The sequence below is a fragment of the Cupriavidus sp. CER-90 genome (assembly GCF_057652055.1).
In genome coordinates this window covers 398,841-413,185 of sequence record NZ_JBYGYM010000002.1, presented here as the reverse complement: position 1 = coordinate 413,185, position 14,345 = coordinate 398,841, and the positions used below count along the sequence as shown (strand labels likewise).

The following is a 14,345-nucleotide window of genomic DNA, read 5'->3' as shown; positions in this document are numbered from 1 at the left end:
CGGTTATCCCCCTCTCCTGCGCGCAGGAGAGGGGAGTCGACACGTCGAGGACTGACATGCCCTGGCTCGCCTCTGGCCCCCTTCATACGCTGCACGCGGGCGCGCATACGCTGACGGTGGCGCCGGCCGCCGGCGGGCGCATGGCGACGTTCAGTACCGCGCGGGCCGACGGCCATGTCATCGACTGGCTGGCGCCCATGCCCTGGCAGGCGCTGGAACAAGGCTTTGACGCGCTCCAGTGGCCCAAGGCCGGCAGCTATCCGCTGCTGCCGTTCTCGAACCGCATCCGCGAGGGCCGGTTCCGCTGGGACGGGCGCGATATCGATCTGCCCGCGCACCCGGGGCAGGCCCACGCGATGCACGGGTTCGGTCATGCGCGCCCCTGGACCGTCGCCGAGCTGGGTCGCGACCGCATCGTCATGGCGCTGGTGCATGCGCCAGCCGGCGGTAACTGGCCCTGGGCGGTCAGTGCCTGCCAGACGCTGCGGCTGACCGAAGACGGCCTCGATGCCGAGCTGACGATCCGTAATGATGGCGAAACGGCTATGCCGGTGGGCGGTGGCTTTCACCCGTTCTTTGCGCGCTTGCCGGGCATGCGGTTGCAGTTCGATGCCATGCATAGGTGGCCGGCGGATGCCGGTGGCGTGGCCACGGGCCGTACCGTGGTGGGGAATCGCGAACGCTTCCTGCGCGAGCGCCACCTGCCCGATGCCGATCTGAGCGTCTATTACAGTGGCTGGAAGCGTGCGGCGACGCTGAAGCGGCCCGATGGCGCCGCGCTGACGCTGCGCGCCGGCGACGGGCTCGATCACCTGGTGCTGCATGCACCGGGCGGCTGCGATTTCGTATGCGTGGAGCCGGTGTCGCACGTGGCCGATGCAGTCAACCTGTCCGCGCGTGGCTGGGAGGATACGGGGCTACGCCGGCTGGCGCCGGGCGACACGGTCGCATGGCGCATGCAGTGGCAGGTCGCCCTCTGACGGCTGCCGGAAGCCGGGGGGGCGGGTACAGGGGGGCGGAAAAGCAAAAAGCAAAAAGCAAACAGGGCGCCGGGGCGCCCTGTTTGCGTGGAAGTATCCGCCGCGATGCCGCGGATCAGGCCTTGCTGGCCGCTTCCTGGTGGTAGCGCGTCACGCGCTCCACCTCGTTCTTCGAGCCCAGGATCACCGACACGCGCTGGTGCAGCTTGGTCGGCGTCACGTCCAGGATGCGCTCGTGGCCGTTGGTGGCCGCGCCGCCGGCCTGCTCGACCAGGAACGCCATCGGGTTGGCTTCGTACATCAGGCGCAGCTTGCCCGGCTTCTCGGGCTCGCGCTTGTCCCACGGGTACATGAAGATGCCGCCGCGCGTCAGGATGCGGTGCACATCGGCCACCATCGACGCGATCCAGCGCATGTTGAAGTTCTTGCCGCGCGGACCATCCTCGCCGGCCAGGCATTCGTCGATGTACTGGCGCACCGGCGGTGCCCAGTGGCGCATGTTGGACATGTTGATCGCGAATTCCTTGGTGTCTTCCGGGATCTTCACGTCCGATTGCGTCAGCACGAAGCTGCCGGCCTCGCGGTCGAGCGTGAACATGTGCACGCCGTTGCCGACGGTCAGCACCAGCGTGGTCTGCGGGCCGTACACGGCATAGCCGGCCGCCACCTGGTGGGTGCCCGGCTGCATGAAATCGCTCTCGGTGACGGTCTCGCCCGGCTTGTGCATGTGCAGCACCGAGAAGATCGTGCCGATCGACACATTCACGTCAATGTTCGAGGAGCCGTCGAGCGGATCGAACAGCAGCAGGTATTCGCCCTTCGGGTAGCGGTTCGGGATCTCGTAGAACGAGTCCATTTCCTCGGACGCCATGGCCGCCAGGTGGCCGCCCCATTCGTTGGCGTCCAGCAGCACTTCGTTGGCGATCACGTCGAGCTTCTGCTGCGTTTCGCCCTGGACGTTGCCGGTGCCGGCCGAGCCCAGCACGCCGGCGAGGGCGCCCTTGCTGACGGCGTTGGAAATGGCCTTGCAGGCGCGCGCAACCACCTCGATCAGCAGCCGGAGCTCCGGCTGGATCGTGTTGTGCTTGCGCTGCTCCTCGACCAGATAGCGGGTGAGGCTGATGCGTGTCATGGTGGGTTCTCCTTGGATGGCCGCCATTCTACAGGGCCGGCGCTGCGGACAGGCCGTTTTCGGCCCGTCGAGCGCCTTCGCAGGCACATCAGCTTGCCAGCGCCTTGCCGACGATCTCGCGCACGTCGCGCGACAGCGTGGGCGCCGCCGCCACGCGTTCCAGCGCCGCGCGCATGCGGTCGCGCAGCGGGATCTCGTACTTTTGCCAGCGGTCCATCACGCGCGCCAGCCGCGCCGCCACCTGGGGGTTGATCGCGTCGAGCGCCAGCACCTGGTCGGCCCAGAACGCGTAGCCCGAGCCATCGGCGGCATGGAACTGGGCCGGATTGCCCGAGCAGAAGCTGAAGATCAGCGACCGTGCCCGGTTCGGGTTGCGCAGGTTGAAGGCCGGATGCTCCATCAGCGCACGCACCGTGTCGATCGTGCGCTTGCCGGCGTGCGGGCCGACCTCGCCGCGCTGCATGCCCTGCAGCGAGAACCACTTATCGATGACCAGCGCGTCGTCCTCGAATCGCTCGTAGAAATCGGCCAGGGCATGCTCGCGGCCCGGCGCGAAGCTGTTGACCAGCGCCGACAGCGCGGCAAAGCGGTCGGTCATGTTGTCGCTCTGCTGGTAGTGCCGGTCGGCCAGCGCCTGCATGTCGGCGTCGCCGCTGTCGGCCAGGTAGCCCAGCGCCAGGTTGCGCAGTGCCCGCTTGGCCATGGAACCGGCATCGGGGCTGTAGTCGCCCGGCGTGGCATTGGCCTGGTAGGCGGCCAGCCATTCGGCCTTGAGCGCGCGGGCCAGGCCTTCGCGCATGAACAGGCGGGCGCGATGGATCGCGGCCGGATCGGCCACGCCCATGCGCTCGGCCAGATAGGCTTCGGCCGGCAGCATCAGGGCTTGCTCGCGGAATGCGGGATTCAGCGATCCATCGGTCAGCACGGTCCGGAAGGCCGCCACCAGCGCCGGATCCAGCTTCAGTTCGCGCTGGGCCTGCACGTCGCCCACCAGTTGCAGCAGGGCGCGCGTGGCCAGGCGCTGGCCGGCTTCCCAGCGGTTGAACGCGTCGCTGTCGTGCGCCAGCAGGAAGGTCAGCTCGGCATCGGAATATTCGTAGTCGACGATCACTGGGGCCGAAAAATTGCGCAGCAGCGACGGCAGCGGGGGCCTGGCACCCTTGGGCAGGCCGACGAAGCGGAAGGTCTGCTCGGCCTGGGTGAAATCGAGCACGCGCGTGGTGCCGGCCGCCTGGGTTTCGCCGTCGAGCTGCAGCGGCAGGTCGTTGCCCTGGGCGTCGATCAGGCCCAGCGCGAACGGGATGTGAAAGGGCTGCTTGTCTGGCGTGCCGGCCCTGGTTTCGATGCCCACCTTCGGACAGCTCTGCGTCAGCGTCAGCGCCAGCGCGCCGGCGGCGCCATCCCATTGCGTACGGGCGGTCACCACCGGGGTGCCGGCCTGGCTGTACCAGAGGCCGAACTGCGTGAGGTCGCGGCCGTTGGCGTCGGCCATGGCGGCGCGGAAGTCGTCGCAGGTCACGGCCTGGCCGTCATGGCGCTGGAAATACAGGTCCATGCCGCGGCGGAAGCCGTCGCGACCCAGCAGGGTCTGATACATGCGCACGACCTCGGCGCCTTTCTCATAGACCGTGACCGTGTAGAAGTTGTTGATTTCCTCGTAGCTGTCGGGACGCACTGGGTGGGCCATCGGGCCGGCATCCTCGGGGAACTGCACCTGGCGCAGCACGCGCACGTCCTCGATACGCTTGACCGCGCGGCCCGATTCCGAGCCCATCATGTCGGCCGAGAACTCCTGGTCGCGGAACACGGTCAGGCCTTCCTTGAGCGACAGCTGGAACCAGTCGCGGCAGGTCACGCGGTTGCCGGTCCAGTTGTGGAAGTATTCGTGCGCCACCACCGATTCGATATTGGCGAAATCCACGTCGGTGGCGGTCTGCGCATTGGCCAGTACGTACTTCGTGTTGAAGATGTTCAGGCCCTTGTTCTCCATCGCGCCCATGTTGAAGTCGCTGACGGCGACGATCATGAAGCGGTCGAGATCCAGTTCCAGGCCGAAGCGGCGCTCGTCCCAGCGGATCGAATGGATCAGCGAATCCATGGCGTGGCGGGTCTTGTCCAGGTCCTGGGGCTCCACCCAGACCTGCAGCAGCTTTTCCTTGCCCGACGCCGACACGATCTTCTCTTCGATGCACTCGAGCTTGCCCGCCACCAGCGCAAACAAATAGGACGGCTTGCGGAACGGGTCTTCCCAGACGGCTTCGTGGCGGCCGTCCGGCAGGTCGGCCTGCGACAGCAGGTTGCCGTTGGACAGCAGGACCGGGCAGGCGGCGCGGTCGGCGCGCAGCGTCACGCGGTACGTGGTCATCACGTCCGGGCGATCAAGGAAATACGTGATGCGGCGGAACCCTTCGGCCTCGCACTGCGTAAAGAAATTGCCATTGGAGACGTAGAGACCCGATAGCGTGGTGTTGGCGGCCGGGTTGCAGGCCGCCGTGATCTGCAGCGTGCCCTGCGCGGGCAGGCCGGTCAGCGTGAGCGTGTCCGCTTCGGCGCGGTAGGTGGTGAGCGGCTGGCCGTCCAGGGTGATACCGATCAGTTCCAGGGCTTCGCCGCTGAGTACCAGCGGTGCATCGGCGGCGCCGGTGCGCTGCAGCTTCAGCGTGCTGGTGACGAGGGTGCGCTGCGGGTCGAGATCGAGCACGAGATCGACATGGTCGATGGCAAACGCGGGCGGAGTATAGTCCTTGCGATAGACGGTAACGGGCGTGTCGGTACGCAGCATGGGGAGATCCTGTCTTCGGGTGACCGGGGGCGGCGGGCCGTGAACGGTGACAACCGGCCCTGAAGCCCCCATTGTAGCCAAGCGGTTTCAGGCCTGCGTCGCGTTGGTGGCGGCGTGGGAATTCGGCTGCCCCGATCGTGTCTGAGGAAACGTGACCGAATCAAGAATAACGAGGTGTGACGATGTGGCAAGCAGCGGTTTCATGGGGAAAACGGCGTGGGCGGGGTGGCCTGGGTGTGCTGGCGGCGCTTGCCGCGCTATGGCTGGCCGGTTGCGCCAGTACCGTCACCACCGAGGTGACCGCGTTCCGCGACGCGACCTGGACCAATGACGCGCCGCGTACCTACGCCTTCGACCACGCACCGCAGCAGGATGCGCAGCTCGATCGCCAGACCTATGAACTGTGGCTGTCCCAGGCCCTGTCCGGCGTCGGCTTCGAGCAGGCGCCCCCCAAACAGGCCCGGTACCTGGTGACGATGGACTATGACGCCGCGCCCGGCTTCGTGCGGGTGGCGGAAACCGTCTATCCCGATCCCTGGTATCGCCCGTGGGGCCCGTATGGCTGGGGCCCGGGCTACTGGCCGCCACAGACCGTGGTGCGCGATGTGCCGGTGACGTTCTCGAACCTGCGGGTCTTCTTCAAGGATGCCGCCAGCGGCAAGCGGGTCTACCAGGTGACGGCGCGCAACACCACCGAGGGCGGCGACCTGACGGCCGTGATGCCCTACATGATCCGTAGCGCGTTCACCGATTTCCCGGGCGAAAGCGGACGACCGCGGCGCATCACGCTGGAAGTCCAGAAGGACCAGAAGTAGCGAAAAACCGGCATGCATTCGTCGACATTCGTCCACCGGCTTGTTTCGCGGGTGGACGAATCAGACTGGCTACCGTGAAGTAAAAGGAGTTTTTCGACGCTGCGCCGTAAAAACACTGTCCGGACCCAGCCAAAGCCCTTCCGGCAGGGGAAGGGTGGGCATAGAATGGCTGCTCGATTTTTTTCGCCTTCTCTTCCCGGACAAGCAGAATGAGCAGCAAGACCAGCGGTGATGCACCGCAACACGCCCCGAACAGCCCCGAAGCGCAACTGCGTCTGGCCGCGCTGGAATATCACCGCAGCCCGACCAAGGGCAAGATCCAGGTAACGGCCACCAAGGCGCTGTCGAACCAGCGCGACCTGTCGCTGGCCTATTCGCCGGGCGTGGCCTACGCCTGTGAAGAGATCCACAAGGACCCCGCGATGGCCGCCGAGTACACCTCGCGCGCCAACCTGGTGGCGGTGATCACCAACGGGACGGCGGTGCTGGGCCTGGGCGACATCGGTCCGCTGGCCGGCAAGCCGGTGATGGAAGGCAAGGGCTGCCTGTTCAAGAAGTTCGCCGGCATCGACGTGTTCGACATCGAACTCGATGCGCGCGACCCGGACAAGATCGTCGAGATCGTCGCCGCGCTGGAACCCACGCTGGGCGGCGTGAACCTCGAGGACATCAAGGCGCCCGAGTGCTTCTACATCGAGAAGAAGCTGCGCGAGCGCATGAACATCCCCGTCTTCCATGACGACCAGCACGGCACCGCCATCATCTCGGCCGCGGCACTGCTGAACGGCCTGAAGGTGGTGGGCAAGGAAATCGGCAAGGTCAAGGTGGCCGTGTCGGGCGCGGGCGCTGCGGCCATTGCCTGCCTGGACACGATGGTCAGCCTGGGCGTGAAGCGCGAGAACGTGTATGTGGTCGACTCGAAGGGCGTGATCTTCCAGGGCCGCGACGCGAACATGGAAGCCAACAAGGCCCGTTACGCGCAGGACACGGCGGACCGCACGCTGGCCGACATCGTCAAGCATGCCGACGTCTTCCTGGGCTGCTCCACCGCGGGCGTGCTGACCGGCGACATGGTCAAGACCATGGCCGACAAGCCGATCATCCTGGCGCTGGCCAACCCGGAACCGGAAATCCGCCCGGAAGTGGCCAAGGCCGCCCGTCCGGACTGCATCATCGCCACCGGCCGTTCGGACTATCCGAACCAGGTGAACAACGTGCTGTGCTTCCCGTACATCTTCCGCGGCGCGCTCGATTGCGGCGCCACGAAGATCACGGAGGAAATGAAGCTGGCGTGCGTGAAGGCCATCGCCGAGCTGGCCGAAGCCGAACTGAACGATGCCGTTGCCGCGGCCTACGGCGGCCGCGAACTGAAGTTCGGCCCCGACTACATCATCCCGACGCCGTTCGACCAGCGCCTGATCGAGAAGATCGCGCCCGCCGTGGCCAAGGCTGCGGAAGAGTCGGGCGTGGCCACGCGTCCGATCAAGGACCTGGAAGCCTACCGCCAGCAGCTGTCGAGCTACGTCTACCACACCGGCCTGATCATGAAGCCGGTGTTCTCGGCCGCCAAGGCCGCGCCGAAGCGCGTGGCCTACGCCGAGGGCGAGGAAGAGCGCGTGCTGCGCGCCGTGCAGGGCGTGGTGGACGAAGGCCTGGCCCGTCCGATCCTGATCGGCCGCCCGCACGTGATCCAGATGCGCATCGAGAAGGCCGGCCTGCGCCTGCGCGCCGGTGCCGACTTCGAACTGATCAACCCGGAAGACGATCCGCGCTACCGCGCCTATCACGAGGAATACCACGCGCTGCGTGGCCGTGATGGCGTGACGCCGGACATGGCCAAGGTGGCTCTGCGCCGCTCCAACACGCTGATCGGCACGATGCTGATGCACATGGGCGATGCCGACGCGCTGCTGTGCGGCACGGTCGGCCGCTTCGAGGCTCACCTCGAGCACGTGCGGGACGTGATCGGCCTGGCGCCGGACGCCAAGGTCTTCGCCGCGATGAACGCGCTGATGCTGGAAAAACATACGCTGTTCATCACCGACACGTTCGTCAACGATGATCCGAGCGCCGAGGAACTGGCCGCGATCGCGCAACTGGCGGCCAAGGAAATCGGCCGCTTCGGGCTGCATCCGAAGGTGGCCATGATGTCGCACTCGATGTTCGGTTCGTCGAACCGTCCGTCGGCGCGCAAGATGCGCGAAGCGGCGGAGATCCTGGCCCGTGTGGCACCGGAGCTCGAAGTGGAAGGCGAAATGCAGGGCGACGCCGCTCTGGATGAAGACGTGCGCCGCCACTTCCTGCCGGGCACCAAGCTGGCGGGCAGCGCCAACCTGCTGGTCATGCCGACGCTGGATTCGGCCAACATCGCGTTCAACCTGCTCAAGATGACGGGCGGCCAGGGCGTGACGGTGGGCCCGATCCTGCTGGGCGCCGCGAAGCCGGTTCACATCCTGAATCCGCAGGCCACCACCCGCCGCATCGTCAACATGACGGCCGTGGCCGTTGCGGAGGCTGGCGCGATCCGCTAAGCACCTGCACCCGATCTGAGAGTTTTGCAGATCTGATGGTCGCAAAAGGAAACCGGGCCGCGAGAGTCTCTCGCGGCCCGGTTTTTTTGTCGGTGCGCTGGCACGTCTGCCGGGGTGTCAGCGCGTCGGCGGGTCAGTACGCACGGGTGGCGTGTGCCCAGCCAAGACCTTGGCTATTGCAGCACGTTGTACTGCTCCCGCATCACCACGATGATCGAACGGGCCGCGGCCATCTGCTGTGCCAAATCGTCGAAGGTGTCCTGGCGAAAATCGACCTCAGCACTCCAGTTGCAACCCGTGTGGTCCGGCGAATGCACGCGCATCGCATGCAACTCCACCTCGCCGCATTCCGGGTTGTTGTCCAGGCACTGGCTCAGGATGGCCATCAGTTCCGATCGGGATTTCACATAGCGCCGCATGCGTCACCTCACTCGTCCTGGTTTACGTGGTCCGGCACACAGTCCGGAAGACCAATCTAGGTAGAACAGGGGGGCGCCGCCAATTGAATCGCGCTATGGAGCAATGGCTTCCGATCCTGCTGCAGCGGCGCGAGATCGCGCTGCGGCGCAGCATTGTGGCGCGACGGTGACTGCCGCGCGCAAGAAAAAAGCCTGCCGCGCGGCAGGCTTCAGTGCTGCGGGTGTTGCCGACTGCCGTGATCAGAAGCGGTGGCGAACGCCGACGCCGAAGGTGTCGCCGTGCTCTACGCCCGTGACCTTGTCGTAGTAGTACGCGGCGTACACGTCGGTGCGCTTCGACAGGTTGTAGTCGTAGGCCACGCCGAACGTGTTGCGCTTGATGCTGGTCACTTCGTTCAGCACGCGGCCGAACGTGTACGACGCCAGCACATTACCCGCGCCGACCGGCACCGACACACCGGCCTGGCCGTCGATGTGCTTGATGTCGCCTGTGGTGCTGGTCGTGAAGTTCGTCTTGATGTACTGGCCTTGCAGGTACGCCTTCACGAACTTGAAGTCGTACGTCACGCCAGCCTGGACGGCCGACTGCTTGTCGAGGTTGGCCAGCGCCGGGTTCTGCGGGTCGAACGGCGCCACGTCGAACTTGACCTGCTGGAACGCCACCGTGGCGGCGAAGTTGCCCGAGAAGTAGGTCAGGTTGCCGCCCCACTTGTTCTTGCTGTTGCTGCCGGCCGACTCGCCCATGCCGTAGATCAGGTTGGCGGTCAGGCCGCCGAAGGTCGGCGTCGAGTAGACCAGCGAGTTGTTCCAGCCCGAGTCACCGATGATGCCCGGATCGTACAGGCCGGTGCCCGGCGTACCGAAGTACGTATGGAAGATCATCGGGCTGAAGGTGTACGAGTCCACCAGCGGGTTGAACAGGATCGTCGACACGAAGTACGGCGTCGTGTTGCGGCCCAGCTTCAGCGTGCCGTACTTGTCGTTCGTCAGGCCGACGAACGCGTTGCGGCTGAACATCGAGTCGCCGGTGAAGCGGCCCGTGCTGCCGGTATCCGGGCGGAAAAAGCCGTTCAGGTCGAAGATGGCCTTCGTGCCCATGCCCAGGTCCTCGGTACCCTTGATGCCCCAGTACGAGGTTTGCATGCCACCAGAATTGACAACGTAGGCACGGTCGCCCGAGCCCGGTGCCTTGACACCTCCGACAAAAGCGTCGGCCATGCCGTACAGCGTCACGCTGGACTGGGCCATGGCTGCGCCGGAGAAAAGGGTGGCCGCGATTGCCGCCAGCTTGAGAGCCGGCTTGTACTGCTTCGTCATGTAAGACCTCCGTGGTTGTGATGCTGCTCAGAACGTTTTCTTGTGTGCCGGGACCCTGGCGGGGTCTTCTTCTGCTTTGTCCCTCGGCCGCGCACGGTGTCTGCCAGTGGCAGTCGGGACCGGCGCGGCCGGGTCCTTTTTTTACAGCGATGCTGCGTCGCTGAACGTTCCTGAATTTCTCTCTCTTGACTGCTGTGGATTTTTTTTCAGGCGGATACTAAGTCGTTCAGGCGGAACTGCGCAATGCGATGAATCTGGTTGATGCATGTTTGCAACTCCACCGCCGGCTCGTTTTCGATACGTCTTGCAAAAGCGTCGATGATCCCGTGCCGGTCGTAGCCGCGCACGGCCAGGATGAACGGGAAGCCGAACTTGCGGTTGTAGGCCGCGTTCAGGTCCTGCAGGCGCTGGAATTCCTCGGCCGTGCACTGGTCCAGGCCGGCTCCGGCCTGCTCGCGCGTGGATTCGGCGGTCAGCTCGCCCCGCACGGCCGCGCGGCCGGCCAGTTCCGGGTGGGCGCGCACCAGCTTGATCTGGGCTTCCTGGCCCGCCGCGTCAACGGCGCCGCGCAGCGCGGCAGCCAGTTCGGCCGCGTTGGCAAACGGGCGCTGCTTCGCGGCCGCTTCGGCAAACCACGGCGAGTGTTCGTAGATGCCGCCGAGTACCTGGATGAACTCGGCTTCGGGCATCGCATTCAGCTGGGTGATGGTGTAGGGGTTCTGGCTCATGCCTGGCTCCGGTACGGGTGGGTGTCGATCCAGTGGCGCGCAATGTCCACGCGCCGGCAGATCCATACCTTGTCGTGCGATTGCACGTAGTCCAGGAACCGCTGCAGGGCGCGGAAGCGTCCCGGGCGGCCCAGCAGGCGGCAGTGCATGCCCACCGACAGCATCTTCGGCTGGTCGAGCCCGCGCGGATCGCCTTCGGCGTACAGCACGTCGAATGCGTCCTTCAGGTACTGGAAAAACTGCTCGCCCGTGTTGAAGCCCTGCGGCGTGGCAAAGCGCATGTCGTTGGAGTCGAGGGTGTACGGCACCACCAGGTGCGGCTTCTTTTCGCCGCCGGTGACTTCCACCTCGGTCCAGAACGGCAGGTCGTCGCCGTAATAGTCGGCGTCGTACAGCAGGCCGCCGTGTTCGACCACCAGCTTGCGCGTGTTGGGACTGTCGCGGCCGGTGTACCAGCCCAGCGGCATTTCGCCGGTCAGTTCCTTGATGATCTGCATGCCGATGCGCATGTGCTCGCGCTCGGTAGCCTCGTCGATGTTCTGGTAGTGGATCCAGCGCCAGCCGTGGCAGGCGATCTCGTGGCCCAGTTCCACGAAGGCGCGCGTCAGTTCGGGGTGGCGCTGCAGGGCCATCGATACGCCAAAGATCGTCAGCGGCAGCTTGCGTTGCTCGAACTCGCGCAGGATGCGCCAGACGCCGGCGCGCGAACCATATTCGTAGATGCCTTCCATGCTCATGTGCCGGGCGGGGTAAGCCGCGGCACCGACGATCTCGGACAGGAACTGCTCGGACGCGGCGTCGCCGTGCAGCACGCAGTTCTCGCCGCCTTCTTCGTAATTGAGCACGAACTGCAGCGCGATACGCGCACCGCCCGGCCAGCGGGCGTGCGGTGGCTGGGCGCCATAGCCGATGAGATCGCGTGGATAGTTATCGTGTGTCATCTCGTTGTGTCTGCTTCAGGAGAGAAATCCAAACTGCTGCCCCCGACCCGCTGTTCGGGCGAGGGCCTGGCCGGAACCTGGAGCGCACTGGCTTACGCAAAGCGCGTGCCAGATTTCCGGCGAAAGACTTGACAACCGTGCGCAACGTGTCGTGGATTGTCCGTGCGCAATTGTCGAGTCCGATTGTCGAGCGTCGATTGTTCGTCGTTGGCGTGTGGCGTTACTCCGTGCCGTGCGTGTTCGCGGCCGCGTTGCGCATGGCTTCCTCGGCCGACTGGATGCCGTTGAAGAACAGGTTCAGCGCCACGGCCACGATGGTGCCCAGCACGATGCCGCTGTGCGTGAACGGGTCGGTCCACTTGGGCAGGTACTGGAACAGCGTGGGCGACAGGGTCGGGATCATGCCGAAGCCGATCGAGATCGCCACGATGAACAGGTTGTGGCGGTTGCGGTTGAAATCGCATCCGCCCAGGATGCGGATGCCGGTGGCCGCCACCATGCCGAACATCACGATGCCGGCGCCGCCCAGCACGAACTGCGGCACCGAGGCCACCACGTGGGCCATCTTCGGGAACAGGCCGAACGCGATCAGGATCAGGCCGCCGGCCGCCGCCACGTAGCGCGAGCGCACGCCGGTCACCGTGACCAGGCCCACGTTCTGCGAGAACGACGTGTACGGGAACGTGTTGAACACCCCGCCGATCACCGTGCCCAGGCCGTCGGCGCGCAGGCCGGCCGTCAGGTCCTTCGTGCTGAGCTTGCGGCCGGTGATATCGGACAAGGCCAGGAACATGCCGGTCGATTCCACCAGCGTGATCAGCATGACGATGCACATCGACAGCACGGCGGTCAGCTGGAACGTCGGCATGCCGAAGTGCAGCGGCGTGATGACGGCCACGAAGCTGGCGTCATGGAGCCCGTCGAACGATACCTTGCCGAACGCCATGGACACGAAGGTGCCGATGATGATGCCCAGCAGCACCGCGCAGTTGGCCACCAGACCACGGCCATAGCGGGTGAGCGCCAGGATGACCAGCAGCGTCAGGCCGGCGATGGCCAGGTTGCCCAGGTCGCCATACGCCAGGTTCGGCACGTCCTTGACCACGCCGTCGATCACCGCGCGCGTGGTGGGCTGGCCGCCCCCCGCCCAGTTGATGCCCACGCGCATCAGCGACACGCCGATCAGCGTGATCACCGTGCCCGTGACCACGGGTGGGAAGAGTCCGAGCATGCGGCCCATCATCGGCGCAATCAGTATGCCGAACACCCCGGAAGCGATCACCGCGCCGTAGATGCCCAGCAGGCCGACGTTGGGATCGTTGCCGATGGCGATCATCGGCGCCACCGACGCAAACGTGACGCCCATCATCACCGGCATGCGGATACCGAATTTCCAGAAGCCGATGGCCTGGATCAGCGTGGCCAGGCCGGCCGCGAAGAGGTCGGCGTTGATCAGGAAGGCCAGCTGGTCCTTCGGGAGCTTGAGCGCCCCGCCGACGATCAGCGGGACGGCAACCGTGCCGGCATACATCACCAGCACGTGCTGCAGGCCCAGCGCCAGCAACCGCCCGGAGGGCAGCCGCTCGTTTGTCAGATCCGTGGGGACCGTGGTGCTTGCGGAATTCATGGGTGTGTCTCCTCTCCTTTGGTTTCGATGGGAACGCACGCCGGGCTCCACCCTTGTCCGCCTTGTCGCCGCCTCTTGTCGGGGGCGTTTGTTGGCGGTTCTTGTCCGGTTTCAGTCGCGCCTCTGGCGGGCTTGATCAGCGACGGAAAGCCGGCGGGATGGCATCGGCAACAGGGGGTCTCTGTTGCCCGGCGGCGGGAACATCGTGCTAGGTGGAGCGGCCCAGCACGGTGCGAAGATCGAAGTTGCCGGGCTCGTCCGGCTGCACGCGGTCCGCGCAGGCGCCAAGGTGGTGCGCCATGCGCGACTGGGCCAGTGCGGCATCGCCCTGTTCCAGTGCGTCGAGAATGTCGTCGTGCTCGTCGAACGAGCAGGCGTTGTGGCCGGGGGCTTCGACGCTGGCAATCATCAGCGTGGTGCGCGACACCAGCCGGCGCATCATCGTCACCAGCAGTTCGTTGCCGGAAAGGTCGGCCAGTGCGGTGTGGAATTCGGCGGACAGGCGGATCCAGGTGGGACGCTCGTGGGTCAGGAAGGCCTGGCGCTCGTCGTTGACCATCTTGCGCAGCGGGGCGATCACGGTGCGCACGTTCGGCATGGCCGCCAGCTTTTCCAGCACCGCGCGTTCCAGCATCTGGCGCAGCTCGAACATGTCGTGGGCCTCGTCGGTGGACGGGCTGGCGATGAACGCGCCGCGATTCGGCTCCAGATCGACCATGCCGTCGGCGGCCAGGCGCGACAGCACCTTGCGCACCGTGTGACGCGCGGTGGCATAGATTTCGCAAAGCGAATGCTCGGTCAGCTTCGTCCGGGGCGGCAGCCGGTGCTCCATGATCGCGTCGTAGATCTCGTGATACATGCGCTCTTCCACCGACCCCTTGCGGGCGGGCTTGTTATCGGTGGACGCGGGCAGGGCGTCGGCGGCGGCAATCAGCTTGAGATTCTTGGACATGCTGGGCACTCGTGGAAGCGGGACAGGCAATGGTCAGCGATCGTAGCGAGCCGTTCAGGCATCAACATCAAGGGTCTTGATATCGATCATTTGGCTTCGCCGATCTAAAAATTGTTGACAA

Annotated in this window: 11 protein-coding genes; 3 read left to right on the top strand and 8 right to left on the bottom strand. The window is 65.7% G+C overall.

The annotated features are described in order from the left end of the window. Nucleotides 1–56 precede the first annotated feature (56 nt). Complete coding sequence (locus AC24R4_RS12400) at nucleotides 57–980, top strand: aldose 1-epimerase (RefSeq protein ID WP_487523187.1); 924 nt, start codon at nucleotides 57–59, stop codon at nucleotides 978–980. A gap of 115 nt (nucleotides 981–1,095) precedes the next feature. On the opposite strand, the gene AC24R4_RS12395 is transcribed toward AC24R4_RS12400, so the two are convergent. Together AC24R4_RS12395 and pepN are read right to left on the bottom strand one after the other, a co-directional pair. After that, nucleotides 1,096–2,112 carry a class 1 fructose-bisphosphatase gene (locus AC24R4_RS12395; protein ID WP_400395670.1) on the bottom strand — a complete coding sequence of 339 codons (1,017 nt, stop codon included), beginning with the start codon at nucleotides 2,110–2,112 and terminating at the stop codon, nucleotides 1,096–1,098. An 88-nt stretch (nucleotides 2,113–2,200) separates the two neighbouring features. Then, complete coding sequence (gene pepN, locus AC24R4_RS12390; RefSeq protein WP_400395669.1) at nucleotides 2,201–4,894, bottom strand: aminopeptidase N; 2,694 nt, start codon at nucleotides 4,892–4,894, stop codon at nucleotides 2,201–2,203. 182 nt (nucleotides 4,895–5,076) lie between these two features. Here pepN and AC24R4_RS12385 point away from each other — a divergent pair, with 182 nt between their 5' ends. Both AC24R4_RS12385 and AC24R4_RS12380 read left to right on the top strand, forming a co-directional pair. Next, nucleotides 5,077–5,709 carry a DUF4136 domain-containing protein gene (locus tag AC24R4_RS12385; RefSeq protein ID WP_487523186.1) on the top strand — a complete coding sequence of 211 codons (633 nt, stop codon included), beginning with the start codon at nucleotides 5,077–5,079 and terminating at the stop codon, nucleotides 5,707–5,709. 209 nt (nucleotides 5,710–5,918) lie between these two features. After that, nucleotides 5,919–8,240 (top strand): NADP-dependent malic enzyme, encoded by a 2,322-nt coding sequence (locus tag AC24R4_RS12380; protein ID WP_400395114.1) that lies wholly within the window; start codon nucleotides 5,919–5,921, stop codon nucleotides 8,238–8,240. A 173-nt stretch (nucleotides 8,241–8,413) separates the two neighbouring features. On the opposite strand, the gene AC24R4_RS12375 is transcribed toward AC24R4_RS12380, so the two are convergent. The 6 genes from AC24R4_RS12375 to AC24R4_RS12350 form a co-directional block, all read right to left on the bottom strand. Then, nucleotides 8,414–8,659, bottom strand: coding sequence for a hypothetical protein (locus tag AC24R4_RS12375; protein ID WP_029051014.1), 246 nt, complete (start codon nucleotides 8,657–8,659; stop codon nucleotides 8,414–8,416). Between the two features lie 240 nt (nucleotides 8,660–8,899). Continuing rightward, entirely contained in the window at nucleotides 8,900–9,976 is a 1,077-nt protein-coding gene (locus tag AC24R4_RS12370) for a porin (RefSeq protein WP_400395112.1), read from the bottom strand. Between the two features lie 206 nt (nucleotides 9,977–10,182). Beyond that, entirely contained in the window at nucleotides 10,183–10,704 is a 522-nt protein-coding gene (gene uraD / locus AC24R4_RS12365) for a 2-oxo-4-hydroxy-4-carboxy-5-ureidoimidazoline decarboxylase (RefSeq protein ID WP_487523185.1), read from the bottom strand. Then, a complete protein-coding gene (puuE, locus tag AC24R4_RS12360) occupies nucleotides 10,701–11,645 on the bottom strand; it encodes an allantoinase PuuE (RefSeq protein ID WP_400391590.1) in 945 nt (314 codons plus the stop codon). Before puuE ends, uraD begins: the two co-directional genes overlap by 4 nt. 220 nt (nucleotides 11,646–11,865) lie before the next feature. Next, nucleotides 11,866–13,272 (bottom strand): nucleobase:cation symporter-2 family protein, encoded by a 1,407-nt coding sequence (locus AC24R4_RS12355; protein ID WP_400391588.1) that lies wholly within the window; start codon nucleotides 13,270–13,272, stop codon nucleotides 11,866–11,868. Nucleotides 13,273–13,480: 208 nt separating this feature from the next. Next, the gene (locus AC24R4_RS12350; protein ID WP_153947557.1) at nucleotides 13,481–14,224 is read right to left on the bottom strand and encodes a GntR family transcriptional regulator; all 744 of its coding nucleotides are present in this window, start codon (nucleotides 14,222–14,224) and stop codon (nucleotides 13,481–13,483) included. Nucleotides 14,225–14,345 lie beyond the last annotated feature (121 nt).